General features: G+C 71.9%; 22 protein-coding genes and 1 tRNA gene. 12 read left to right on the top strand and 11 right to left on the bottom strand.

The window, feature by feature from the left end; all coding sequences use genetic code 11:
* A partial coding sequence (locus tag CQZ88_RS23740; protein ID WP_102800401.1) for an HPP family protein occupies positions 1–386 on the top strand: 386 nt, incomplete at its 5' end.
* 116 nt (positions 387–502) lie between these two features.
* Positions 503–967, top strand: coding sequence for an ATP-binding protein (locus CQZ88_RS23735; RefSeq protein WP_029542966.1), 465 nt, complete (start codon positions 503–505; stop codon positions 965–967).
* A gap of 179 nt (positions 968–1146) precedes the next feature.
* Here CQZ88_RS23735 and CQZ88_RS23730 read toward each other — a convergent pair whose 3' ends face one another.
* Together CQZ88_RS23730 and CQZ88_RS23725 are read right to left on the bottom strand one after the other, a co-directional pair.
* Entirely contained in the window at positions 1147–1344 is a 198-nt protein-coding gene (locus CQZ88_RS23730) for a hypothetical protein (RefSeq protein ID WP_006947393.1), read from the bottom strand.
* A 45-nt stretch (positions 1345–1389) separates the two neighbouring features.
* Entirely contained in the window at positions 1390–1584 is a 195-nt protein-coding gene (locus CQZ88_RS23725; RefSeq protein WP_206530813.1) for a hypothetical protein, read from the bottom strand.
* A 277-nt stretch (positions 1585–1861) separates the two neighbouring features.
* Here CQZ88_RS23725 and CQZ88_RS23720 point away from each other — a divergent pair, with 277 nt between their 5' ends.
* Complete coding sequence (locus tag CQZ88_RS23720; protein WP_029542970.1) at positions 1862–2563, top strand: GAF and ANTAR domain-containing protein; 702 nt, start codon at positions 1862–1864, stop codon at positions 2561–2563.
* A 28-nt stretch (positions 2564–2591) separates the two neighbouring features.
* Here the strand turns inward: CQZ88_RS23720 and CQZ88_RS23715 are convergent, their stop codons facing one another.
* The 4 genes from CQZ88_RS23715 to CQZ88_RS23700 form a co-directional block, all read right to left on the bottom strand.
* Entirely contained in the window at positions 2592–2795 is a 204-nt protein-coding gene (locus CQZ88_RS23715; RefSeq protein ID WP_029542972.1) for a cold-shock protein, read from the bottom strand.
* A gap of 128 nt (positions 2796–2923) precedes the next feature.
* On the bottom strand, positions 2924–4954 hold the full coding sequence (locus CQZ88_RS23710; protein WP_065922697.1) for an ATP-dependent DNA helicase: 2031 nt from the start codon (positions 4952–4954) through the stop codon (positions 2924–2926).
* Between the two features lie 25 nt (positions 4955–4979).
* Positions 4980–5558, bottom strand: a complete 579-nt coding sequence (locus CQZ88_RS23705) for an isochorismatase family protein (protein ID WP_065923497.1) — start codon at positions 5556–5558, stop codon at positions 4980–4982.
* A gap of 5 nt (positions 5559–5563) precedes the next feature.
* Complete coding sequence (locus tag CQZ88_RS23700; RefSeq protein ID WP_102800400.1) at positions 5564–6889, bottom strand: nicotinate phosphoribosyltransferase; 1326 nt, start codon at positions 6887–6889, stop codon at positions 5564–5566.
* Between the two features lie 68 nt (positions 6890–6957).
* Here CQZ88_RS23700 and clpS point away from each other — a divergent pair, with 68 nt between their 5' ends.
* Genes clpS through CQZ88_RS23685 form a run of 3 tightly spaced genes read left to right on the top strand, consistent with a single transcriptional unit; the run spans position 6958 to position 9078 of the window.
* A complete protein-coding gene (gene clpS, locus CQZ88_RS23695) occupies positions 6958–7341 on the top strand; it encodes an ATP-dependent Clp protease adapter ClpS (RefSeq protein ID WP_029542980.1) in 384 nt (127 codons plus the stop codon).
* Between the two features lie 55 nt (positions 7342–7396).
* Entirely contained in the window at positions 7397–7975 is a 579-nt protein-coding gene (locus CQZ88_RS23690) for a DUF2017 domain-containing protein (RefSeq protein ID WP_006937528.1), read from the top strand.
* Positions 7972–9078 (top strand): P1 family peptidase, encoded by a 1107-nt coding sequence (locus CQZ88_RS23685; protein ID WP_043799011.1) that lies wholly within the window; start codon positions 7972–7974, stop codon positions 9076–9078. The genes CQZ88_RS23690 and CQZ88_RS23685 overlap by 4 nt, the downstream gene beginning before the upstream one ends.
* A 16-nt stretch (positions 9079–9094) precedes the next feature.
* Here the strand turns inward: CQZ88_RS23685 and CQZ88_RS30040 are convergent, their stop codons facing one another.
* Positions 9095–9247, bottom strand: coding sequence for a hypothetical protein (locus CQZ88_RS30040; RefSeq protein ID WP_006937532.1), 153 nt, complete (start codon positions 9245–9247; stop codon positions 9095–9097).
* Positions 9248–9415: 168 nt separating this feature from the next.
* Here CQZ88_RS30040 and CQZ88_RS23680 point away from each other — a divergent pair, with 168 nt between their 5' ends.
* The 4 genes from CQZ88_RS23680 to rdgB all read left to right on the top strand — a co-directional run bounded on the left by CQZ88_RS23680 (position 9416) and on the right by rdgB (position 12349).
* Positions 9416–10042 carry a rhomboid family intramembrane serine protease gene (locus CQZ88_RS23680; protein ID WP_050035023.1) on the top strand — a complete coding sequence of 209 codons (627 nt, stop codon included), beginning with the start codon at positions 9416–9418 and terminating at the stop codon, positions 10040–10042.
* A 124-nt stretch (positions 10043–10166) separates the two neighbouring features.
* A complete protein-coding gene (locus tag CQZ88_RS23675) occupies positions 10167–10928 on the top strand; it encodes a cyclic nucleotide-degrading phosphodiesterase (protein WP_043799009.1) in 762 nt (253 codons plus the stop codon).
* 13 nt (positions 10929–10941) lie between these two features.
* On the top strand, positions 10942–11730 hold the full coding sequence (gene rph, locus CQZ88_RS23670; protein ID WP_006937538.1) for a ribonuclease PH: 789 nt from the start codon (positions 10942–10944) through the stop codon (positions 11728–11730).
* A 10-nt stretch (positions 11731–11740) separates the two neighbouring features.
* Positions 11741–12349, top strand: a complete 609-nt coding sequence (gene rdgB / locus CQZ88_RS23665) for an RdgB/HAM1 family non-canonical purine NTP pyrophosphatase (RefSeq protein WP_037201609.1) — start codon at positions 11741–11743, stop codon at positions 12347–12349.
* 105 nt (positions 12350–12454) lie between these two features.
* On the opposite strand, the gene CQZ88_RS23660 is transcribed toward rdgB, so the two are convergent.
* From CQZ88_RS23660 to CQZ88_RS31690, 4 genes are all read right to left on the bottom strand, one after another.
* Positions 12455–12841: a DUF3817 domain-containing protein gene (locus tag CQZ88_RS23660; protein WP_029542990.1), complete on the bottom strand. Its 387-nt coding sequence runs from the start codon at positions 12839–12841 to the stop codon at positions 12455–12457.
* Positions 12838–13257: a transcriptional regulator gene (locus CQZ88_RS23655; RefSeq protein WP_050035024.1), complete on the bottom strand. Its 420-nt coding sequence runs from the start codon at positions 13255–13257 to the stop codon at positions 12838–12840. Before CQZ88_RS23655 ends, CQZ88_RS23660 begins: the two co-directional genes overlap by 4 nt.
* 69 nt (positions 13258–13326) lie before the next feature.
* Positions 13327–13413: transfer RNA gene (locus CQZ88_RS23650), tRNA-Leu, on the bottom strand.
* Positions 13414–13447: 34 nt separating this feature from the next.
* Complete coding sequence (locus CQZ88_RS31690) at positions 13448–13933, bottom strand: HNH endonuclease (RefSeq protein ID WP_072635004.1); 486 nt, start codon at positions 13931–13933, stop codon at positions 13448–13450.
* A 406-nt stretch (positions 13934–14339) separates the two neighbouring features.
* Here CQZ88_RS31690 and CQZ88_RS23640 point away from each other — a divergent pair, with 406 nt between their 5' ends.
* On the top strand, positions 14340–23594 hold the full coding sequence (locus tag CQZ88_RS23640; RefSeq protein ID WP_102800399.1) for a type I polyketide synthase: 9255 nt from the start codon (positions 14340–14342) through the stop codon (positions 23592–23594).
* A gap of 40 nt (positions 23595–23634) precedes the next feature.
* The coding region (locus CQZ88_RS23635; RefSeq protein WP_102800406.1) for a holo-ACP synthase at positions 23635–24030 on the top strand (396 nt) is incomplete at its 3' end.

The following is a 24030-nucleotide window of genomic DNA, read 5'->3' as shown; positions in this document are numbered from 1 at the left end:
ACTGGGCGGTGTTCGGGTTGCCGTACGTCGCGTCCGCAGCCCTCATCGCCCTCGCACCCGGCACCCCGGCCGCCCGGCCCGGAGCGATCGTGCGGGCCTACCCTGCGGCCGCGGCCGCGGCGCTCGTCGTCGCGGCCGTCGCCGGTCCGTCGCAGGCAGGAGCCGCCGTCGCAGCGGGACTTGCGGTCGTCGCCATGGCGCTGCTGCGGGCGCCGCATGTGCCCGCCGCGGTGTGTGCCGGGGCGATCGGGCTCACGGACCCGGGGATCGGCTACGTGGGAACCACGCTGGTGCCGGCGCTCCTCGTCGTCCTCGGCGTCGCGACCGTCGCCGGGCGGGTGCTGCCCGGATTCGTCTATCCGGCGCGGGTCGCCCGTGCCGGCTGACCGGGACGGTCGCCCGTCGCTGTGCGCACGCCCTCGCTTCGAGGTATAGGACCGCGCGGCGGTGGGTATACACCCGATGCGTCCGACCGAGGACGCATCGGAAATCGAGGAGGAGGATGCACTCGCGACACGCCTCTCAGGCGTTCACATCGACCGGGTTGTTCTACCGCGGGGTCCGCGCCGAGCCGAGCCAGGTGACGATGCTCCGGCAGGCCCTGGACCGGTGGCTGGACCGCCTCCACCTCGAGGTCGAACTCGGGCAGGATGTGCTGCTGGCCAGCTACGAAGCGCTGGCCAATGCCGTCGAGCACGCGTATCCCGACGGGTACGGGGATCGTGTCGGCGCGGTCGACCTGGAGGCCGTCTATCGACCGGGGGAACGTTCCGTCGAAGTGATCGTCACCGATCACGGCCGCTGGCGCACCCCGGAGGATCCGTCCGGCGACAGCTGCCGTGGCCACGGGCTCGCGCTGATCCGGACCCTGACGTCCCACACGGATGTCGTCACCGTCCCCGACGGCACCTCGGTCTCGATGAAGTGGGACGTCTCGACCTCGCCCGCGCTCGTCGCGGCGCCGTGACCCGGTAGTGACGCATCAGCCGTGAACCGGCAGTGACACATCAGCCGTGACCCGGCAGTGACACATCAGCCGTGAACCGGCAGTGACGGACCACCGGCTTCCGGAAGCGCCCCCCTGCGGCGCTGTCCGGAAGCCGGTGGTCCGGTCGGAGACCACCGACGCCGGGAGAACGTCGGTGGTCAGCTCCTGCGGCCGCGCCGGCTCGACGCCCATCCGGGGCGCCGGGGCGAGGCCGCGGTGGCCCTGCGATCGTCGCCGGTCACAGTGCTCCCGTGGTCGTCCGCGAACATCGCGTCGATACGAGCCTTGATCTCGGCCGTGCTCATCGCCGAACCCGGGACGGTGCTCGGGTCGGCGACGTGATTGAGGTGGTTCATCGGTTCCTTGCTCGGGCGGGCCGTCGGAGTCGGTGGTGGGCGAGGTCAGGAGCGGATCATCACCGCTGCGACCGCGACCGTCGCCACCGTGAGAAGGGCGGCCAGCACGCCGAGGGTGAGGGATCGGCTGATCGCGACGGCCAGCCCGCACGAGAGGGTGCCGGCACCGACGATGATGGACGGTACCGAGAGCAGCGGCGAGTTGTCGCTGTGGGGAGCCGGATGGGCGAGGTGAGCCATGGGTGTTCCTTCTTCGCGGATCGTGTCCGGGAGGTACACCTGCTCGGAGCGACGGGCAACCGGGCCTCGAGCGGTGTTCTCCCGAAAACCTGTCCACACGATTCGTGGAGAGTGAGAGAGGAGCACCGGGGGTCGGGGCGGCTCCGATTCGGGCGTCGCCGGGATCTGGGGCGGACGCTCTGTGTACCAGGATATGTGATGTGACGCGTGCGACGCCACCCAAGAACTGTGATGTGTGTCACTATCGAGGGTGTTGCCGACCGGAGGGGGCGCGCCGGTGTTCGACCAGGACGAGTTCATGGCGGTGCTGTCGCGGTTCGCGCGCCTGCTGCCCACCCCCTACGACGTCGGCGCAGCGCTCGACGAGCTCGTCGACGGCGTGACCGCCGTTCTGGGTCTCCTCGGGTGCGGCGTGAGCCTGCAGTGCGAGGGCCGGCTGCAGTTCGTCACCGCGGCCGCCGAGGTGGTGGGGGAGATGGAACGCTGCCAGGAGGAGGCCGGGGTGGGGCCGTGCCAGTACGCGTTCGATCGTGGCGAGCCCATCGCGGTCGCCGACGTGCGGACACGATCAGACCTGTGGCCGGACTACGCCGAGAAGGCCCGCGAGCACGGGATCGCGGCGGTGGCCGGCATACCGATGCAGCTCGCGGACGAGAAGATCGGCGCTCTCGACCTGTACGCGTGCGAACCGCGCGAATGGGCGGATCGTGAGATCGCGGCGGCGCAGATCTTCGCAGACATGGCCACCGGCTACATCGTCAACTCCAACAAGCTGCGGCAGCACGAGCAGCTGAACGCGCAACTGCAGGCGGCGCTCGATTCGCGCATCGTCATCGAACAGGCGAAGGGCATCATCGCCCACGCCCGGAGCACCACCCCCGACGAGGCGTTCCGGCTCATCCGCGGCCACGCCCGCAGCAACCAGGCACCCGTGCGGTCGGTTGCCAAGGCGATCGTCGAGGTGGGCCTGCGGGTCTGATCACCGGGTGCCGCGGCGGCCGCGGTTCTCACACCGGTCGGACGTTCTCCGCCTGAGGTCCCTTCACACCCAGTCCGATCTCGAACTCGACGCGCTGACCCTCTGTCAGCGAGCGGAAGCCCGTCCCCGCGATCTCCGAGTAGTGGACGAAGATGTCGGGCCCGCCGCCCTCCTCCGCGATGAAGCCGAACCCCTTCTCCTCGTCGAACCACTTCACAACGCCCTGTGGCATATCCGAAAAGCCCCCTGTCCCTGCGACCCTCGACTCCGGCGCCTGCGCCGCCTTCGATGCTGCCGCGAAACGGCCGGAAATTCCGGGAAAGTCGTGAACGTTTCGGGATCGGACGCGTCGCGGCCCGGTCAGCCCCGCAGACGGACGAGCGCCTTGCGCACCACCCGCGGATCGGCTGTCTCCCAGAACGGGGGCAGCGACGCGCGCAGATACCCGCCGTACCGTGCGGTCGCCAGGCGGGGATCGAGCACCGCCACGACACCCCGATCGTCCGTGCTGCGCAACAACCGGCCCACGCCCTGCGCGAGCAGCAGCGCGGCGTGGGTGGCCGCCACCGACAGGAAGCCGTTGCCCCCGCGCGCCTCCACCGCCCGCTGCCGCGCCACCAGCAGCGGGTCGTCCGGTCGCGGGAACGGGATCCGGTCCAGGATCACCAGCGACAGCGACGGTCCCGGCACGTCCACGCCCTGCCACAGCGACAGGGTCCCGAACAACGACGTCGGTTCGTCGGCCGCGAACTTCTCCACCAGGGCGCCGGTCGCGTCCTCGCCCTGGCACAGGACCGGCGTGTCCAGGCGCTCCCGCATCGCCTCCGCCGCCGCCTTCGCGGCGCGCATCGACGAGAAGAGCCCGAGCGTGCGGCCGCCGGCGGCCTCGACCAGCTCCGCGATCTCGTCCAGGTACGCGGGGGAGAGCCCGTCGCGGCCGGGGGCCGGCAGGTGCTTGGCGACGTACAGGATGCCGGAGCGGGCGTGATCGAACGGCGATCCCACGTCCAGGGAATTCCACCGCAGGTCCCCGTCGTCCGACGGTGGTTCCGTCCCCGACGCCGCGCCGGTGTCGCTGCGGGCCGGCGACTGCGGCGGCAGCCCCCAGTTGACGGCGAGCGCGTCGAACGAGCCACCCACCGTCAACGTCGCCGAGGTCAGGACGACCGTCGACGCGGCGAACAGCCGGGACCGCAGCAGTCCGCCGACGGACAGCGGCGCCATCCGCACCGTGTGGCGGGTGTTGCCGCGGAACTCGTCGGCGGCGTGCCAGACGACGTCCCGGCGGGCAGCGGGATCCGTCTCCTCGAAGGCGGTCAGCACGCGAACCGCGCAGTCGTGCACCTCGTCGACGTCCGCCAGCGCCTGGTTGCGGGCCGCGGCGGCCTCGGCGTCGAGCCCCGCCTTGGGTGGTCCGATCGCCGTGCACACGGCCCACGCCGCGTCGCGGATCGCGGCCAGCGCCGCGCCCGCGCCCTCGGGCAACTCGTCCCACCGCCCCGGCGGCAGCTCCTCGAGCAGCGCCTCCCAGTTCTCGGCGGCCCCCTCGAGTCGGTCGACGTCCTCGTCCTCGATCAGCTTCACGCAGCGCCGCGCCGCGGCCGAGACGGTGCCGCCGGACAGCTCCGCCGTCGCCACCCCGGTGACGCGGTCCACGAGTTCGTGCGCCTCGTCGACCACCACCACGTCGTGCTCGGGCAGGATCGAGATGCCGCTGATCGCGTCGATCGCCAGCAGCGCGTGGTTGGTGACGACCACGTCGACCTGCCCGGCCTCGGCGCGGGCGATCTCCGCGAAACAGTCGTCGCCGACCGGGCACCGCGACTTGCCCAGGCATTCGCGGGCGGTGACACTCACCTGACGCCACGCCTCATCCGACACGCCGGGGACGAGGTCGTCGCGGTCGCCGGTGCCGGTGGTCGACGACCACTCCGTGATCCGACGCACCTCCCGGCCGATCCGCGACAGGGCGAACGCGTCGAACAACTGGTCGTCCGCAGGCGGCTCCTCGGCCAGACCGGTGTGGATCTTGTTCAGGCACAGATAGTTCCCGCGGCCCTTGAGGATCGCGAAGCGGGGGCGCCGGCCCAGCGCCGACTCCAGCGCGCCGGCCAGCCGCGGCAGGTCCCGGTCCACCAGCTGACGCTGCAGTGCGATCGTCGCGGTGGAGACCACCACCGTCCGGCCCGTCTGCACCGCATACCGCACGGCCGGCACGAGGTAGGCCAGCGACTTGCCGGTGCCGGTGCCGGCCTGGACCGCGAGGTGCTCGCCGGTGTCCAGCGAATGCGCCACCGCCGAGGCCATGGTCAGCTGGTTGCGCCGTTCCTTGCCGCCCAGCGCGTGCACCGCGGTGCGCAGCAGTTCCGGCACATTCGGGAGTTCGGGCACCGCGTCAGGGTACTGGGCACCACCGTCAGGTTCGCGGCCCGACCTGTCCGACCAGGTCCACACCCGCCCCCCGGAGCGCCGAGAGCGCCGACTCGACGGTCGCCTCGCTCACCCCGGCCGTGTACGGCAGCAGCACCCGCGTGTCGAACCCGGCGGCGGTGGCATCGAGCGCGGTCGCCCGCACGCAGTGATCGGTGGCGATACCCACGATGTCGACCGCGGTGACCCCGTGCCCGCGCAGCCACCCGTCGAGGGACTCGCCCGTGTCGTGGCTGCCCTCGAAGCCCGAGTACGCGGCCTCGAACGCCCCCTTGGAGAAGACCGCCTCCACGCGGGTGGTGTCGAGGGCCGGATGGAACTCGGCACCCTCGGTTCCCGCCCGGCAGTGCGGCGGCCACGAGTCCACGAAGTCCGGCTCCTCGGCGAAGTGCGCACCCGGATCGACGTGGTGATCCCGGGTGGCGACCACGTGCGCGTAGTCCTGCGCGTGTGCGGCCAGATACCGGCTGATGTCCGCGGCGACCGCGGCGCCGCCGGCCACGGCCAGCGACCCGCCCTCACAGAAGTCGTTCTGCACGTCGACGATGATCAGCGCCCGCGACAACGTCCTCACCTCACGAATCGGGTCGGCACCGCGGCCTCGCCCGCCGACAGGGTCAGGGCCTCCCACGGGAGACTGATCAGCCCGTGCGCGAGCAATGCCCGGCTCTCCTCCAGCGTAGGCCCGTCGCCGACCCGCTCGCCGTTGCAGACCAGCGGAACCATCAGCTCGTGCACCACCTCGCCGTCGCCCCCCGGTGCGGGCGCGTCCGCCGGGTAGATCACCTCTTCCACCAGCGTGCCGGTCGGGCGGGCGAACCGCACCGCGCGCTTGGCGCCGCCCCGGGACTCCTTGTGCGCGCTGCGCTTCTCCACCGGGATGCCGTCGACCTCGACCAGCTTGTAGACCATCCCGGCCGTGGGCGCGCCCGAGCCGGTGACCAGCGACGTCCCGACGCCGTACACGTCGACCGGCTCGGCGCGCAGACCTGCGATCGAGTACTCGTCCAGGTCACCCGACAACACGATCTTCGTGTTCGTCGCGCCCAGGCCGTCGAGCTGCTCCCGCACCTGCCGGGCCAGCACGCCGAGATCGCCCGAGTCGATCCGCACGGCCCCGAGTCCGGTGCCGGCCACCTCGACGGCCGTGCGCACCCCGTTGGTGATGTCGTACGTGTCCACCAGCAGCGTGGTCCCCACCCCGAGCGTCTCGACCTGGCTCCGGAACGCCGCCGCCTCGTCGCGGCCCGCCCCGGTGGTGTGCACGAGCGTGAACGCGTGCGCCGCGGTACCCGTGCCCGGCACCCCGTACCGGCGCACCGCCTCGAGATTCGACGTCGCGTCGAAGCCCGAGAGGTATGCCGCCCGCGCACACGCGACCGCCGCCTCCTCGTGGGTCCGGCGCGACCCCATCTCGATCAGCGTGCGGCCGTCCGCGGCGCTGACCATCCGCGCCGCCGCCGACGCCACCGCGCTGTCGTGGTTGAGGATCGACAAAATCAGGGTCTCGAGCAGGACACACTCGGCGAACGTGCCGCGCACCGCCAGCACCGGCGAACCGGGGAAGTAGAAATCGCCCTCCCGGTAGCCCTCGATGTCGCCGGAGAACCGGTAACCGCGCAGCCACTCCACGGTCGAGGCGTCGAGGAACCGTCCCGCCACGGCCAGTTCCTCCTCGCCGAAATGGAACCTCTCCAGCGCATCGATCAGCCGGCCGGTCCCACCGACCACGCCGTACCGGCGCCCGGGCGGCAGACGCCTCGCGAACACCTCGAACGTGCAAGGGCGGGAACCGGTGCCGTCCGCGAGCGCGGCCTCGAGCATCGTCAGCTCGTAGACGTCCGTGAACAGGGCGGTGCTCGCCGTCGCGGTGCGCGGCAGAAGGGAATCGGGCACCCGATCACTGTAGAGCGCGGGCCGGGATGCGGCTGTATTGCCGGGCGCCGACGCCGTACCCTGGAGACATGGCGACGTGTTCCCCGACAAGCCCGTTCGGCACCGCCCCCCCGGAGCCGTCCGACGCAGTCACCGTGGCCTCGTTTCCCGCCGTCACCATGGCGGCAGGGCAGGCAATGCCGGCGGAAGCCGAAACCGTCGAGGAGATCGAAGCAGTCGACCGGCCCTGGGTCACCGTCGTGTGGGACGACCCGGTCAACCTCATGCACTACGTCGCGTACATCTTCCAGAAGCTGTTCGGGTACAGCAAGGCCAAGGCCACCGAGCTGATGCTCAAGGTGCACAACGAAGGCAAGGCGGTCGTCTCGAGCGGCTCGCGTGACAAGATGGAACACGACGTGCAACGCCTGCACGCCGCCGGGCTGTGGGCGACGATGCAGCGGGCCGAGTGATCGGCCGCCCGCTCGCCGACCATCCCGACCGCGAAGCCAGGAGGAGCCGACCGACGTGCGGCAGTGGAGCAGGAAGAACTCGCTCGGAGGCGTGAAGCTGCGATCCGAGATGGACGCACACGAGGCGTCGGTGCTGCGCTCGCTCGTCGCATCCGTACTCGGCATGCTCGAGGAACGCGCCGCCGGCGCCCCGCAGGACGACCTCGCCGCCCTCACCGGCCTGCGCACCGGCAACTGCACCCCGCCGGACGTCCCCGCCCTGCAACGGCTGCTGCCCGACTTCCACCGGCCCGACGCCGACGCCACCGTCCATCCCGACGACGAATCCGCCGACCTCAACGGTGCCCTGCGCAGCCTGCACGAACCCGACATCATCGACGCCAAGCTCGCCGCCGGAGCCGTCATCCTGCGCACCGTCCCCGAATCCGGCGGCAAGGTGGTGCTCAGCCCGGAACAGGCCGATGCCTGGCTGTACGGGCTCAACGACCTCCGGCTGGCCCTCGGCACCACCCTCGGCATCGACGACGACACCCCCGAGACACTCGACGAAGACGACCCGCGGGCCCCGCACCTCGACGTCTACCACTGGCTGACCTGGATGCAGGACTCCCTCGTCCAGGCGCTGCTGCCGTGACGGCCACGCCCGGACCCACCGACTCGCTCACCGACGTCGCCGGCCTGCGCGTCGGGCACTGGCAGGCCCTCGACGCCGACGTCACCCTCGGCTCCGACCACGCCTTCGGCACCGGGCGGGCCACCGGATGCACCGTCGTCGTGCCCGACCGTGCCGTCACCGCCGCCGTCGACGTCCGCGGCGGCGGGCCCGGCACCCGCGAAACCGACCTGCTCGATCCCAGCCACTCCGTCCAGCGCGTCGACGCGGTGCTCCTCACCGGAGGCAGCGCCTACGGGCTCGCCGCCGCCGACGGCGTGATGCGGTGGCTCGAGGAACAGGGCCGCGGCATTCCGATGGGGCCGCCGGGGGCCGTGGTGCCCATCGTGCCGGGCGCGGTCGTCTTCGACCTGCCCGTGGGGGAGTGGACCGCCCGGCCCACCGCCGACAGCGGATACCGGGCCGCCGCGGCCGCCGGCACGACCGTCGCCCGTGGCACCGTCGGCGCCGGAGTCGGCGCACGCGCCGGCACCCTCAAGGGCGGCATCGGCACCGCGAGCCTGTTCCTGGCCGAGGGCCCCGCCGCCGGCGTCACCGTCGCAGCCCTCGTCGTCGCCAACCCCGTCGGAGCCGTGTTCGACCCCGAGACCGGCCTGCCCTGGGGCCTCGGCCCCGCCCGGGCCGCCCGGCTCGGGCTCGTCGCGCCCACCGCAACCGACCTCGCCGCCGCCAACGCCCTCGCATCCAAGGGCACCGCCCTCAACACCACCATCGGCGTCGTCGCCACCGACGCCGACCTGACCGCCGCGGCCTGCCGCCGTGTCGCCGTCGCCGGGCACGACGGCCTCGCCCGGGCCGTCCGCCCCGCCCACTCACCCCTCGACGGCGACACACTCTTCGCCCTGGCCACCGGCACCGCGACGCCCCCCGGCGCGAGCCGACCGATCCCGGAGGCCTTCGCGCCCGAACTGCCCGTGCTGGCCGCCGTGTGCGAGGCGGCCGCCGAGGTCGTCCAGCGCGCCGTCGTCGACGCGGTGCTGCAGGCCACCGCGGTCGCGGGTATCCCCGCCTATCGTGACGTGTTCCCCTCCGCCTTCACGGCCGGGATTCCCACGTCGCGCTGAGGGCCGCGCTGAGGGCTCAGCCCGACGTGCCCTCCGACACGCGCTTCATCTGGTCGCCGCAGCAGATCTCCGAATGCGGCATCCCCTCGGTGCAGGGGCACGGCTTCTCGTAGACGATCTGCGCGCCGCACTTCTCGCAGGCGTAGCGATCTCCGACGTTTCTCGGCACGACTGCCTCCCGGGTCCGACGGTGCCTCCCACAGTAGCCACCGGGCCGCCGGTCGACAGGGCTTTCACGGCGAAGCCCGACCGTCGCCGCGCACGTGTCGAGCGGTGCGCACGTCGGTAGGCTCGAAAGCCAGGAACACAGCACAGGACACACGCGAAGGGCGAGCGCATGACCGTACCCGACGGTTCCCGTCCCGGGCCCCGGCCCGTCTGGCAGCGCGCGGCGCTCCTGATCGCCGGATTCGTCGCCCTGCTCTACGGCGTCGAAGCCGTCGACGCCGCCGCGCCCGCCGACCTCGACTCCGCCGGTATCGAACCGAGAACCGCCGACGGGCTGTGGGGCGTGGCGTTCGCACCCGTGCTCCACGCCGACTGGGCGCACCTGAGCGCCAACACCATTCCGCTGCTCGTGCTCGGCTTCCTCGTGCTCGTCTCCGGCATCGGCCGCGGTCTGGCCGCCACCGCGATCATCTGGGTGGTCGGCGGGCTCGGCACCTGGCTCACCGCCGGGTCCGGCTTCGTGCACATCGGCGCGTCGATCCTCGTCTTCGGGTGGCTCACCTACCTGATCACACGCGGCATCTTCACCCGGCAGTCGAGCCAGATCGTCATCGGGGTGATCGTGCTGTTCGTCTACGGCAGCATCCTGTGGGGCGTGCTGCCCAGCGATCCGCGCGTCTCCTGGCAGGGGCACCTCTTCGGCGCCGTGGGCGGCGTCCTGGCCGCCTGGCTGCTCTCCGCCGACGAGCGTCGCCGCCGCCGCCCGCCGGCCGTGCCCACCTCCTCGTTCGGGTGAGACGCACCCCCGCGCAACAACTGACCGATCGGTAGGCTCACAGCGTCGCCGCAACTGTGACATCTCTCGATCAAAACCTGCGTTGGCTTCGTCGCAGCCACAGGGACGTGGCAGCATGACCCCCATGCGCATGACCGTCCTGGGGTGTTCCGGCAGCGTGGCCGGGCCGGATTCCGCCGCGTCGGGCTACCTGATCACCGCCCCGGGCACCCCGCCCCTGGTGATCGACTTCGGTCCCGGCGTCCTCGGGGCCCTCCAGCGCTACGCCGACCCCGGCGAGGTCTCGCTGCTGCTCTCGCACCTGCACGCCGACCACTGCCTCGACATCCCCGGCCTGCTCGTCTGGCGGCGCTATTCCCCGAACCGCCCCACCGGACGGACCCTCGTCTACGGCCCCTCGGACACCAGCGTGCGCATCGGCGCCGCCTCCGCCGAGATCGCCGGCGAGATGGACGACGTCAGCGACACCCTCGACGTGCGCCCCCTCGCCGACGGCGAAGCCTTCCGCTTCGGCGCGCTCACCATCCACCCCGGCCGGGTCAACCACCCGCCCGAGGCCTACGGATTCCGCATCACCAGCGACTCCGGGCGCACCGTTGTCTACACCGGCGACACCGGCATGTGCGACGAGGTCGTCGAGCTCGCGCGCGGCGCCGACGTCCTGCTGTCCGAGGCCTCGTGGACCCACGCACCCGACGACCGCCCCGACGGCATCCACCTCTCCGGCGCCGAGGCCGGCATGCTCGCCGCTCGCGCCGAGGTGGGCGAGTTGCTGCTCACCCACATCCCGCCGTGGACCTCGCGCGAGGACGTCATCGCCGAAGCCAAGGAGCAGTACTCCGGGCCCGTCCACGCGGTGTCCGCCGGGGACGTCTACCCCATCTAATAGGCTCGTCCGGGTGACCACACGAGAAGACGGCAGAGCGGACGACGAACTCCGCCCCATCCGGATCACCCGAGGATTCACCAACCACCCCGCGGGCTCGGTGCTCGTGGAATTCGGCCAGACCCGCGTCATGTGCACCGCCAGCGTCGAAGAGGGCGTGCCGCGCTGGCGCAAGGGCTCCGGTCTCGGCTGGCTCACCGCCGAATACGCGATGCTCCCCGCCGCCACCCACACCCGCAGCGGACGCGAATCCGTCAAGGGCAAGCTCGGCGGCCGCACCCAGGAGATCAGCCGCCTCGTCGGCCGCGCCCTGCGCGCCTGCATCGACCTCGCCGCCATCGGCGAGAACACCATCGCCATCGACTGCGACGTCCTGCAGGCCGACGGCGGCACCCGCACCGCCGCCATCACCGGCGCCTACGTGGCCCTCGTCGACGCCGTCGCGTGGCTGAGCGCGGCGGGCCGCCTCACCGACCCGCAGCCGATCTCGTGCGCCATCGCGGCCGTGAGCGTCGGTGTCGTCGACGGCCGCGTCCGCCTCGACCTGCCCTACGAGGAGGACGTGCGCGCCGAGGTCGACATGAACGTCATCGCCACCGACACCGGCACCCTCGTCGAGGTCCAGGGGACCGGCGAAGGTGCGACGTTCGCCCGGTCCACCCTCGACAAGATGCTCGACTCCGCGCTCGCCGGCATCGCCGAACTGTGCGAGATCCAGAAGCAGGCGCTCGACGCCCCCTACCCGGGCACGCTGCCGCAGCCCGTGACCCCCGAGCGGACCAGGAAGAAGTTCGGTGTCTGACAGGGTGCAGGTGCTCGTGGCGAGCCGGAACGCGAAGAAGTTGCGCGAACTGCGGCGCGTCCTCGACGCCGCCGGGATCGAGGGGATCGACCTCGTCGGACTCGACGCCGTGCCGCCCTACGACGAGGCGCCCGAGACCGGCGCGACGTTCGAGGAGAACGCGGCCGCCAAGGCTCGCGACGGCGCGGCGGCGACCGGAATGCCGTGCGTCGCAGACGATTCCGGACTCGAGGTCGATGCCCTCAATGCGATGCCCGGGGTGCTCTCCGCCCGGTGGTCGGGGCGGCACGGCAACGACCACGCCAACACCGAACTGCTGCTCGGGCAGCTGCAGGACGTTCCCGACGAGCGCCGCGGCGCGGCATTCGTCTCCGCCTGTGCCCTCGCCGTCCCCGGTGACGACGGCGAGATCGCGGTGCACGTCGTGCGCGGTGAGTGGCGCGGCTCCATCGTCCACAGCCCGCGCGGCGCCAACGGTTTCGGCTACGACCCGGTGTTCCGGCCCGAGGGGGAGGAGCGCACCGCCGCCGAGCTCAGCGCCGAGGAGAAGGACGCCTCGTCGCACCGCGGGCGCGCACTGGCACGATTGGTGTCCGATCTCGCAGCGCTCGCCCGCTGACGCCCGCCGCCGCGGCGCGAAGCCTGCGCTCCCACGCGAAACAAGAAGCCGCCCACGCAATCGCGTGGGCGGCTTGCTGTTTCGCGCGCCGATCGGCCGGCCGGATCAGACGCCGAAGTCGGCCTTGACCTGCTTCGTGCGCTGGTGCTCGACGAAGAACGACAGGAACGGGATCGTGCCGGCGAGGAGGGTGCCGATCGTGCGGCCCGCGGGCCAGCGCACCTTGATCGCCAGGTCGAGCGTGAGCACGAGATACACCGCGTAGACCCAGCCGTGGACCACGGCGATCCAGCCGGGGACGTTCTCGACCTTCAGGATGTACTTCGCGACCATCTCGCCGGTGAGCACGAGCAGCCACACGCCGGTGATCCAGGCGAGCGCGCGGTACCGCGTCAGGGCCGAGGCAATCTTCTTCCGGTCGGCCTCCGGACGGGACTGCGGCGCGGTCGAACCGCTCGTCTGGTCGGGTGCCTGCTCGGGGGTCGTGCTCACTGAGCGCTCCTATCGGACCTGCGCGCAAGCTGCGCGAGGTAATCGTTGTACTCCAGCATCTGCCGAGCCTCCGGGTCGTCCGGATCGACGGCCGCGTTCGGATCGAGCCCAGTGCGGGGCCGCTGGGGGAGGAGATCCTCGGGGATCTCGGTGGGTTCCTTCGGTTCCGACGCGCGCGGCGCACCCGTGGCCTGGCTCTCGGCGTCCTCGGTCTCGAGTTTCACGAACCGGCGGTAGGCGTAGACGCAGAAGAAGGCGAAGGCGGGCCACTGCAGGGCGTAGCCGAGGTTCTGGAACGTGCCGCCCACGGCCTCGAACCGTGTCCATTGCCAGAAACCCAGACCGAGACAGCCGGCCGCGGCGACCGTCACCAGTACGACGAGGGCAAGGCGACGCGGCGGACGGTTCTCGGACACGTCATCAAAAGTACCCGAGCGGCCCCTCGACCTGCCAAGAGCGGTCGGGGGGCCGTGGGCGAGGTCACGTGGTGCGCGAGGGGGGACTCGAACCCCCACGTCCTTTCGGACACAGGTACCTAAAACCTGGGCGTCTGCCTGTTCCGCCACTCGCGCTGGACCCATGAACCATACGACATCCGACCGAGAATTACCTCGTCCGTAGTCGATGGTTTCGTGCCGCCCACGTCGCTGTCTGGCTGTGGCAGTTGGGGCAGAGGAAGCGGACGTTTTCCGGTCGGGAGTCGTTCGGATTCCCGTCGATGTGGTCCACATGCAGTGTCAGTGGGAGATCACACCATTCCGGTCCGATACCGCAGCTTTCGCACTTGTGGGGGCGGCCGGACTCGAGGAGGGCGCGGCGGAGTAGCTTCGCCATTCGTCGCGGCGTGCCCGTGGGCTGCACTACAAGTACCTCCCGCCACGGGAGGCGATTTCGTGCCGGTGCCCCACCCATGTGCGCTTGACCAGTGAAGTGAGATGTGTCGAGCCCCAGCCGTTTGATCCGGCGACTGAGGTGATGGTGCGAACCCCCGCTCGGCACCAGGCCCAAGTAGCGCATGACCCCCGCAACGCTCGTCGAGTTTCGGACCGCATCCTCGAGGACTTCCCGTGTGTACTTCGTCGACCGTCCCATCATCCCCCCTGGATCGAATGTATGTTCGATGCGCGGGACTGTATCGGACGGCGTCGACAAATTGCCGAAAGTGCCCTCATGCACGCGTTTCGCGGTCAGTCAAGATGGTAACGATTGTGTAACGATAAACCTGAGGGATTCCTCAGGTTGATGGACGTCCATGTAGCCGCGCAGCCTGCGCGGACTCTCCCTACCAACCGGTCACTTCTCCGACCTCCTGTGAGTGATCTCACGTGCCCCTTCGGGGGAGGTAACCCGCGCGGAACAAAACATGAGGAACCCCTCATGATTTTGTGTCACTCTTGGGTAGCCCGAACGAGCAGATCAGAGCCCATCAGAACGCCAACGGCGGCGCGGGCGGCCACGAGACCACGCCCTTGCGGTGTTCAGGAGAGGAACTACACGCGTGACGATCGACGAGACCACACCAGCCGACAACGGACGGAACTCGAAGGCATCACGACGCGCCAGTGACCGGGGCAACGCCCCCGCTTCCCGTAAGGGCGCGCTGGTCGACAAGCTCCTCGCCGGGGAGCCCTACGCACTCGCCTTCGGTGGCCAGGGCGCTCCCTGGCTCAGCTCCCTCGAAGAACTCAGCCGCGACAACGGGCTCGAGCCGGTCCTGACCGAACTGGTCAACGAGGCCACCGCGCTGCTCGCGCCCGTCGCACACGACCTCGTCGTCGTGCGCCCGAGCGGCTTCGACCCCATCGCCTGGATGCTCGAGCAGGAGGTCGCCGACGAGGACGAGACGCCCGTCTCCGGCCCCTCCGAGTCCACGCTGACTTCCGCCGCGGTCTCGCTGCCCGGCGTGTTCCTGACCCAGGTGGCCGCGCTGCGCGCGCTGGCGAACCAGGGCCTCGACGTGACCGCCCAGGCTCCGGCCGCCGTGATCGGCCACTCGCAGGGCGTGCTGGCCGTCGCGGCCACCGAGGCCGTCGGCGCCAAGGACGGGCAGATCCTCGCGATCGCCCAGCTCATCGGTGCCGCCGCCACCCTCGTCGGCCGTCGCCGCGGCATCATCGCCGGCGCCGAGCGCTTCCCGATGCTCGCGGTCGCGAACGTCGACCCCGAGCGCCTGCGCGCCGTCGTCGCCGAGGTCTTCGCCGACCAGGACCCGCAGCGCTCCGCGGTCGTCGCCATCCGCAACGCCCGCCGCCGCGTCGTGCTGTCCGGCCCGCCTGCCGCCCTGGCTCGCGTGCAGCAGCGCTGCGAGGAGATCTCCGCCGCGGAGACCCGCGAGCGTGAGGCGAAGAAGCGCGGCGGTGCCGTGTTCGCCCCGACCTTCGAGCCGGTCTCCGCCGAGATCGGTTTCCACCACCCCGCTCTCGCCGACGCGGTCGAGCAGGTCGCCGACTGGGCCGCCCGCTGCGGCCTGGACGCGGACCTCGCCCGCTCGCTGGCGCAGGAAGTGCTCGTCGACCCGGTCGACTGGGTCGCCCTCGTCGACGACGCCGTCGCGGCCGGCGCCTCGTGGATCCTGGACATGGGTCCCGGTGAGCTGCTGACCCGTATGACCAGCTCGGGCCTGCGTGGCCAGGGTGTGGGCATCATCGCGGCCGCCACCCGCGGGGGTCAGCGCAACCTGCTGACCCCGGGCGCGGAGCCCGAGGTGCCGCAGCCGTGGTCCGCGTTCGCGCCGAAGCCGGTCACCCTGCCCGACGGCCGCCAGGGCGTCGAGACGGCGTTCACGCGCCTGACCGGCCGCTCCCCGATCCTGCTGGCCGGCATGACGCCGACCACCGTCGATCCGAAGATCGTCGCCGCGGCAGCCAACGCCGGCCACTGGGCCGAGCTCGCCGGCGGCGGCCAGGTCACCGAGCAGATCTTCGCCGACCACGTCGAGGAGCTGAAGGGGCTGCTCGAGCCGGGCCGCGCCGTGCAGTTCAACTCGATGTTCCTCGACCCGTACCTGTGGAAGCTGCACGTGGGTGGCAAGCGGCTGGTGCCGCGGGCCCGCGCCGCGGGCGCGCCGTTCGACGGCGTGGTCGTCACCGCCGGCATCCCCGAGCTCGAGGAAGCCGTCTCGATCATCGAGGAGCTGACCGAGGCCGGCATCAGCTACGTCGCCTTCAAGCCGGGCACCGTGGCGCAGATCCGCTCGGTGATCCGCATCGCGAACGAGGTGCCGAACTACCCGGTCATCGTCCACATCGAGGGCGGCCGCGCCGGTGGCCACCACTCGTGGGAGGACCTCGACGATCTGCTGCTCGCCACCTACGCCGAGCTGCGCACCCGCTCCAACCTGGTGCTGTGCGTCGGTGGTGGCATCGGCACCCCCGAGCGGGCCGCCGACTACCTGACCGGCCGCTGGTCCACCGCCCACGGCTTCCCGGCGATGCCGCTCGACGGCATCCTCGTCGGCACTGCGGCGATGGCGACGCTCGAGGCGACCACGTCGCCCGAGGTCAAGCGGATGCTCGTCGAGACCCCCGGCACCCCCGACTGGGTCGGCGCCGGCACCGCCTCCGGCGGCATGGCCTCCGGCCGTAGCCAGCTGGGCGCGGACATCCACGAGATCGACAACGCCGCGTCCCGCACGGGCCGCCTGCTCGACGAGGTCGCGGGCGACGCCGAGGCCGTGGCCGCGCGCCGCGACGAGATCATCGCCGCGCTCGACGTCACCGCGAAGCCGTACTTCGGCGACGTCGCCGAGATGACCTACGGGCAGTGGCTCGCCCGCTACCTGGAGCTGGCCGTCGGCTCGCAGGAGGTGGCCGACGCGGCCGAGAACCCGTGGATCGACGTCACCTGGCGTGAGCGCTTCCACGAGATGCTGCAGCGCGCCGAGTCCCGCCTGCACCCGGCCGACCGTGGCCCGATCCCGACGCTGTTCGCCGACGACGCGGCCCTCGACCGGCCGTACGCGGCGCTGGCCGCGCTGACCGAGCAGTTCCCGGACGCCGACTCGGTGGTCCTGCACCCGGCCGACGTTCCGTTCTTCGTCTCGCTGTGCCGCACCCCGGGCAAGCCGGTGAACTTCGTCCCGGTCGTCGACCAGGACGTGCGTCGCTGGTGGCGGTCCGACTCCCTGTGGCAGGCCCACGATCCGCGCTACAGCGCCGATCAGGTCTGCATCATCCCGGGCACCGTCGCCGTCGCGGGCATCACCCGCGCCGACGAGCCCGTCGGTGAGCTGCTCGACCGCTTCGAGAAGGCCGCGGTCGACGAGCTGATCGCGGCCGGCATCGAGCCGGTGCAGATCGCGGCCCGCCGCCACCAGGACCTCGCGGCCGGCCTGCTCGACGCCGTGCTGTCGGCTCCGGACGTCAACTGGGCCGGCCGGCAGACCGTCAACCCGGTGCACCGCCTCGGTGACCTGGACGAGTGGTCCGTCGAGTCCGACACCGCCGCCGTGCACGGCGCGACGGGCGCCACGCTGAGCGTTCTCGACGCCGAGCACGTGGGCCTGACGGTGCCGCTCGCCGGCGACAAGACCGTCGAGATCCGCCTCACGGTGCCCGCCACCGTGCACACCGGTGGCGCCCCGGTCGTCACCGCGGACGACGCGTCGGCGTCGATGTCGGCGCTGCTCGGTGTCGCCGCGGGGCAGGAGCTGCCCGCGGTGAAGAAGGGCGCGGCCCGCATCACCCTCGGCTGGCTGCCGGAGAAGGTCGCCGACCACGCCGGTGTCACCGGTTCGGGACTGCCGCTGAACCTGACCCCGAGCGGCCACGGTGTGCCCGACGTCCTGGTCGGCGCGTGCTGGCCGGCGGTGTTCGCCGCGCTCGGCGCCGCGCAGACCGACGACAGCCTGTCGGTGATCGAGGGCATGCTCGACCTGGTCCACCTCGACCACGCCGTCGACGTGAAGGACGGTCTGCCGACCGATCCGTCGATCCTGGGCGTCAAGGCCGAGGCCCAGGACGTAGCCGACACCGACCTCGGCCGGGTCGTCGAGGTGCACGTCGAGATCACCGCCGACAACGGCAACGGCTCGGGTGACACCACGGTCGCCACCCTGATCGAGCGGTTCGCGATCCGTGGCCGCACCGGCAAGGCCGAGCTGGCCGATCCGGTCCGTGCCGGCGGTGCCGTGAGCGAGGACGCGGTGGAGACCCCGCGTCGCCGCCGCCGCGACGCCGTGATCGTCGCCCCGATCGACATGAGCGCCTTCGCGCGGGTGTCGGGCGACCACAACCCGATCCACACCTCGGACAACGCCGCCCTCCTGGCCGGCCTGGGCACCCCGATCGTGCACGGCATGTGGCTGTCCGCCGCCGCCCAGCAGGTCGTCACCGCCCTCGAGGCCGACGCCAAGCTGCCGGCTCGCCGCCTGACGGCGTGGACCGCCCGGTTCCTCGGCATGGTGCGTCCGGGTGCGCAGATCGACGTGCGCGTCGACCGCATCGCGACCGACCGTGGCGCCGAGATCGTCGAGGTGAGCTGCCGCGTGGACGGCGACCTGGTGATGGTCGCCACCGGCCGCACCGCCGCCCCGCGCACGGTGTACGCGTTCCCCGGCCAGGGCATCCAGCGGCCCGGCATGGGCCTGGACGCCCGCGCCCGCTCGAAGGCCGCCCGGGAGATCTGGGATCGCGCCGACAAGCACACCCGCAAGGCCCTGGGCTTCTCCATCCTTGCCGTGGTGCGCGACAACCCGACCGTGCTCAAGGCCCGCGGCGTCACCCACAAGCACCCGGACGGCGTGCTGCACCTGACCCAGTTCACGCAGGTCGCGATGGCGACCCTGGGTGTCGCCCAGATCGCGGAACTGCGTGAGGCCGGCGCCTTCGTCGAGGGTGCGCTCCTGGCCGGTCACTCGGTGGGCGAGTACAACGCGCTCGCCGCGGTCGCCGGGGTGCTGCCGCTCGAGGCGGTGCTCGAGGTGGTCTTCAGCCGCGGGTCGGCGATGCACGCCCTCGTGCCGCGCGACGAGCAGGGCCGTTCGAACTACCGCATGGCCGCGATCCGGCCGTCGCAGTTCGGTGTCGCCGACGCCGACCTCGAGGCGTTCGTCGCCGGGGTCGCCGAGGAGACCGGGGAGTTCCTGCAGATCGTCAACCTGAACCTGCGCGGCTCGCAGTACGCGATTGCCGGTACGGTCGCCGGTCTCGAGGCCCTCGAGTCCGTGATCGAGCGCAAGGTCGCCGAGTTCGGGGGCAAGCGTGCGTTCATCCTGGTCCCGGGCATCGACGTGCCGTTCCACTCGACCGTCCTGCGCGGCGGCGTGGACGACTTCCGGGAGCGCCTGCTGAACCTGCTGCCCGAGCAGATCGATCCCGACATCCTCATCGGCCGCTACATCCCGAACCTGGTGCCCAAGCCGTTCAACCTGGGCCGGGAGTTCGTCCAGGAGATCGCGGACCTGGTGCCGTCCGAGCCGCTGGCCGAGGTCCTCGCGGACTTCGACACCTGGGCGGCCGACCCCTCGAAGCTGTGCCGCGTGGTGCTCGCCGAGCTCCTCGCGTGGCAGTTCGCGTCCCCGGTCCGCTGGATCGAGACGCAGGATCTGCTGTTCGCCGACGAGGCCGACGGTGGCCTGGGTGTCGAGCGGTTCGTCGAGGTCGGCCTCGGCGCCGCCCCCACGGTGGCGAACCTGGCGTCGCAGACGCTGAAGCTGCCGGGCCGCTTCGGGCAGCCGGTCGAGGTGCTCAACATCGAGCGCGAGGCCTCGATCGTGTACTCCACGGACGTCGATCCGGCGCCGGTGGAGGACGACGAGCCGGCCTCGGCCGACGCTTCCGCTGCCGCTCCGGCCGCGGCCGCCGCTCCGGCCGCCGCGCCCGCCGCTCCCGCGGGTGGTCCGCGTCCGGACGACATCGCGTTCAAGGCCGCCGACGCCACGAAGGTGCTCATCGCCCTGTGGACGAAGCTGCGCCCGGATCAGATCGGTCCCGCCGACACGATCGAGGCGCTGTGCGACGGCGTGTCCTCGCGGCGCAACCAGCTGCTCGTCGACCTCGGCTCGGAGCTGTCGCTCGGTGCCATCGACGGTGCGGCCGACGCCGACATGGGCGCGCTCGCCGGCACGGTCGATCGCCTGGCCCGCACCTACCGGCCCTTCGGTCCGGTGCTGTCGGACTCGATCAACGACCACCTGCGCAAGGTGTTCGGCCCGTCGGGCAAGCGTCCCGCCTACGTCGCCGACCGGGTCACCAAGGTGTGGGGTCTCGGCGAGGGCTGGGCGTCGCACGTGACCGCGGAGGTCGCGCTGGGCAGCCGGGACGGTTCGTCCGTCCGCGGCGGTGCGCTCGGCGGCCTTTCCGACGGCGCGCTGTCCGACGGTGCCGCCGTCGACAAGCTGATCGACGCGGCCGTGCAGTCGGTCGCCGGCCGCCGCGGTGTCGCGGTGTCGATGCCGTCCGCCGGTGGCGGTGGCGGTGCCACCGTCGACGCTGCCGCGCTCGGCGAGTTCGCCGAGGGCATCACCGGCTCGAACGGTGTGCTCGCCAAGACCGCCCGCCTGATCCTGTCCGAGCTGGGCCTGGCCGACGCGGCCTCGGACCTCGCGGACAAGGCGGACACCGAGCTGGTCGACCTGGTCTCGGCGGAGCTCGGCTCCGACTGGCCGCGGCTGGTCGCACCGGCGTTCGACGCCCGCAAGGCCGTGCTGATCGACGACCGGTGGGCGACGGCCCGCGAGGACCTGGCTCGCATCTGGCTCGGTGCCGAGATCGGCGCGGAGCGGCTCGCCGGTGCGGGTGCCACGGTCGCCGCGCACGCCGCGTTCTGGGCGGGCAAGGCCACCGAGGCCGGCCGCACGGAGCTCGCGCAGGTCTTCGACGCCGTCGCGACGGCCGCCCGGCAGACCGGCGACGCCGAGTACGCGGGCGAGGTCGCCGTGGTCACGGGCGCCAGCAAGGGCGGGATCGCGGCCGCGGTCGCGGCGAAGCTGCTCGCCGGCGGCGCCACGGTCGTGGTCACCACGTCGAGCCTGAACGACAGCCGCCTCGGCTTCTACAAGGAGCTGTATGCGCGCAACGCACGCTCCGGTGCGGCGCTGTGGGTGGTCCCGGCCAACATGGCGTCCTACGCCGACGTCGACGCCCTGGTGACGTGGCTCGGCACCGAAACCGTGGAGACCGCGGGCGGCGCCAAGAAGCTGATCAAGGAGGCCCTGACTCCGACGCTGCTGTTCCCGTTCGCCGCGCCGCGCGTGTCCGGGTCGATGGCCGACGCCGGTGCCCGCGCCGAGATGGAGATGCGGGTCCTGCTGTGGTCGGTGGAGCGCCTGATCGCGGGCCTGGCCGACATCGGCTCCGACCGTGACGTGGACACCCACCTGCACGTCGTGCTGCCGGGTTCGCCGAACCGCGGCAAGTTCGGTGGCGACGGCGCCTACGGCGAGGCGAAGGCCGCGCTCGACGCGATCGTCAACCGCTGGCACGCCGAGCGCATCTGGGCCGAGCGGGTCACCCTCGCCCACGCCCTCATCGGGTGGGTGCGCGGCACGGGCCTGATGGGCGGCAACGATCCGCTGGTGGAGGCCGCCGAGGCCGCCGGTGTGCGGACCTGGTCGACCGACGAGATGGCCGTCGAGCTGCTGAAGCTCGTCACCGCCGCCTCCAAGGAGGCCGCCGCGGTCGAGCCGCTGGTGGCGGACCTGACCGGGGGTCTGTCGGAGGCCGACATCGACCTGCCGGCCCTGGCCAAGCAGGCGCAGGAGGAGGCCGAGGCCGCGAAGGACGCCGCGGCGGAGTCCGAGCACGCGACGATCGCGGCGCTGCCCGCACCGCCGCGCCTGGACGCGACGCTGCCGGCACCGGAGTGGAACACGCTCGACGTCGACCCCGCCGATCTGGTGGTCATCGTCGGCGCCGGCGAGCTCGGCCCCTACGGGTCGGCCCGTACCCGCTTCGAGATGGAGGTCGACGAGGAGCTGTCGGCCGCCGGTGTGCTCGAGCTGGCGTGGGCCACCGGCCTGGTGGCGTGGGAGAACGATCCCAAGCCGGGCTGGTACGACGCGGAGACCGGCGAGCTGGTGCCCGAGGCGGAGATCGCCGACCGGTACCACGACGCGGTGGTCGAGCGCTGCGGCATCCGCCGCTACGCCGACGACGGCGCGATGGTCGACAACGCGGCGCCGCTGCTGACCTCGGTGTTCCTGGACAAGGACCTGTCGTTCGTGGTGGGTTCCGAGGCCGAGGCCCGCGCGTTCGTCGATGCCGACCCGGAGAACACCGTCGCGCACTCGGTTCCGGACAGCGGTGACTGGACCGTCACCCGCAAGGCCGGCACCGAGATCCGGGTGCCCCGCAAGATGAACCTGACCCGCACGGTCGGCGGCCAGATCCCGACCGGGTTCGACGTCACCAAGTGGGGCATCCCCGCCGACATGGCCGAGTCCGTGGACCGGGTGGGCCTGTGGAACATCGTGACCACGGTCGACGCGTTCCTCTCCAGCGGTTTCACCCCGTCGGAGCTGATGCGCTGGGTGCACCCCTCGTACGTGGCGAACACCCAGGGCACCGGCATGGGCGGCATGACCTCGATGCGGTCGCTGTACATCGACACGCTGCTCGGCGAGTCCCGCGCGAACGACATCCTGCAGGAGGCCCTGCCGAACGTCATCGCCGCGCACGTGGTGCAGTCGTACGTCGGTGGCTACGGCGCGATGGTGCATCCGGTGGCGGCGTGCGCGACGGCCGCGGTGTCGGTCGAGGAGGGCGTCGACAAGATCAAGCTGGGCAAGGCGCAGCTGGTCGTCGCCGGCGGTTTCGACGACCTCGGCATCGAGGGCATCGTCGGGTTCGGTGACATGTCGGCCACCGCGAAGTCGGACGACATGACGGCCAAGGGCATCAGCGATCGCCGGTTCTCCCGGGCCAACGATCGCCGGCGCGGCGGTTTCGTCGAGTCCGCCGGTGGCGGCACGGTCCTGCTCGCCCGCGGCGACCTGGCGCTGGAGATGGGCCTGCCCGTCCTCGGTGTGGTCGCGTGGGCCGGGTCCTTCGCCGACGGCGTGCACACCTCGATCCCGGCTCCGGGCATCGGTGCCCTCGGCGCCGGTCGCGGCGGGCTCGAGTCGGGCCTGGCGCGGGAGCTGCGCAAGCTCGGTGTCACCGCCGACGACATCGCGGTGATCTCCAAGCACGACACCTCCACGGCGGCCAACGACCCGAACGAGGCGGAGCTGCACGAGCGTCTGGCCGGGTCGCTGGGCCGCAGCGAGGGCGCGCCGATGTTCGTGGTGTCGCAGAAGTCGCTGACCGGTCACGCCAAGGGCGGCGCGGCGGCGTTCCAGCTGATCGGCCTGTGCCAGGTCCTCAGCCAGGGCGTCGTCCCGCCGAACCGCAGCCTGGACTGCGTCGACGACAAGATGGCCGAGTTCGAGCACCTGGTGTGGCCGCGCACCCCGCTGCGCTTCGGCGAGCGGTACGCGCTCAAGGCCGGTCTGCTGACCAGCCTCGGGTTCGGTCACGTGTCGGGGCTGATCGCGGTGGTCCACCCGCAGGCGTTCGTCGAGGCGATCCCGGCGGAGCGCCGGGAGGCCTACGTGGAGCAGGCTCAGGCCCGCGCCGTCGCCGGTAAGCGCCGCCTCGCGGAGGCGATGACCGGGGGTGCGGCCCTGTACCAGCGGCCCGCCGACCGTCGCTTCGGTGGGGACTCGGTGCCGGCCAAGGCGGCACGCCAGCTCGAGGCCGACGTGCTGCTCTCGCCGGAGGCGCGACTGGGTGACGGCGACGTGTACCGTTCGGGTCTGCCCGGCTGCAAGTAGCCGCCGGCCGCACGGTCACAGAGAGCGGGTCACGGGACGGATGGGAGTTGCGGGGATCGGGTTCGACCTGGTCAAGGTGTCGGAGTTCGAGGAACAGCTGGGCCGGGCAGGCACGGCGATGCTCTCGAACTTCACCCCGGGCGAGCGTCGCGACGCGAACACCCGCAGCTCCCGTCCGGGCCGGCACTTCGCCGCCCGGTGGGCGGCGAAGGAGGCGCTGATCAAGGCGTGGTCGGCGTCGCTGTTCGGCAGCCCACCGGTGCTGCCGGAGACCGTGCACCGGCAGATCGAGGTGGTCTCCGACGCGTGGGGCCGACCCGGGATCCGGCTGCACGGCGACGTCGCCGAGCACCTGACCGGGGTGCGGATCCACGTCTCGCTCACCCACGACGGAGACATGGCCGGCGCGTTCGTCGTGCTCGAGGACGACCCGCAG

This window comes from Rhodococcus sp. ENV425 (assembly GCF_002887785.1).
Classification (GTDB): Bacteria; Actinomycetota; Actinomycetes; order Mycobacteriales; family Mycobacteriaceae; genus Rhodococcus; species Rhodococcus aetherivorans.
The sequence above is the reverse complement of the archived record's forward strand: the minus strand, read 5'-3'. Positions and strand labels throughout refer to the sequence as shown.

What these genes read in the sequence shown, in the direction of transcription:
- clpS (WP_029542980.1), top strand. Translation starts at nt 6,958, where the DNA reads ATGGCGACGTGTTCCCCGACAAGCCCGTTCGGCACCGCCCCCCCGGAG.
- CQZ88_RS23730 (WP_006947393.1), bottom strand. Translation starts at nt 1,344, where the DNA reads ATGAACCACCTCAATCACGTCGCCGACCCGAGCACCGTCCCGGGTTCG.
- CQZ88_RS23725 (WP_206530813.1), bottom strand. Translation starts at nt 1,584, where the DNA reads ATGGCTCACCTCGCCCATCCGGCTCCCCACAGCGACAACTCGCCGCTG.
- CQZ88_RS23680 (WP_050035023.1), top strand. Translation starts at nt 9,416, where the DNA reads ATGACCGTACCCGACGGTTCCCGTCCCGGGCCCCGGCCCGTCTGGCAG.
- CQZ88_RS23735 (WP_029542966.1), top strand. Translation starts at nt 503, where the DNA reads ATGCACTCGCGACACGCCTCTCAGGCGTTCACATCGACCGGGTTGTTC.
- CQZ88_RS31690 (WP_072635004.1), bottom strand. Translation starts at nt 13,933, where the DNA reads ATGGGACGGTCGACGAAGTACACACGGGAAGTCCTCGAGGATGCGGTC.
- CQZ88_RS23675 (WP_043799009.1), top strand. Translation starts at nt 10,167, where the DNA reads ATGCGCATGACCGTCCTGGGGTGTTCCGGCAGCGTGGCCGGGCCGGAT.
- CQZ88_RS23715 (WP_029542972.1), bottom strand. Translation starts at nt 2,795, where the DNA reads ATGCCACAGGGCGTTGTGAAGTGGTTCGACGAGGAGAAGGGGTTCGGC.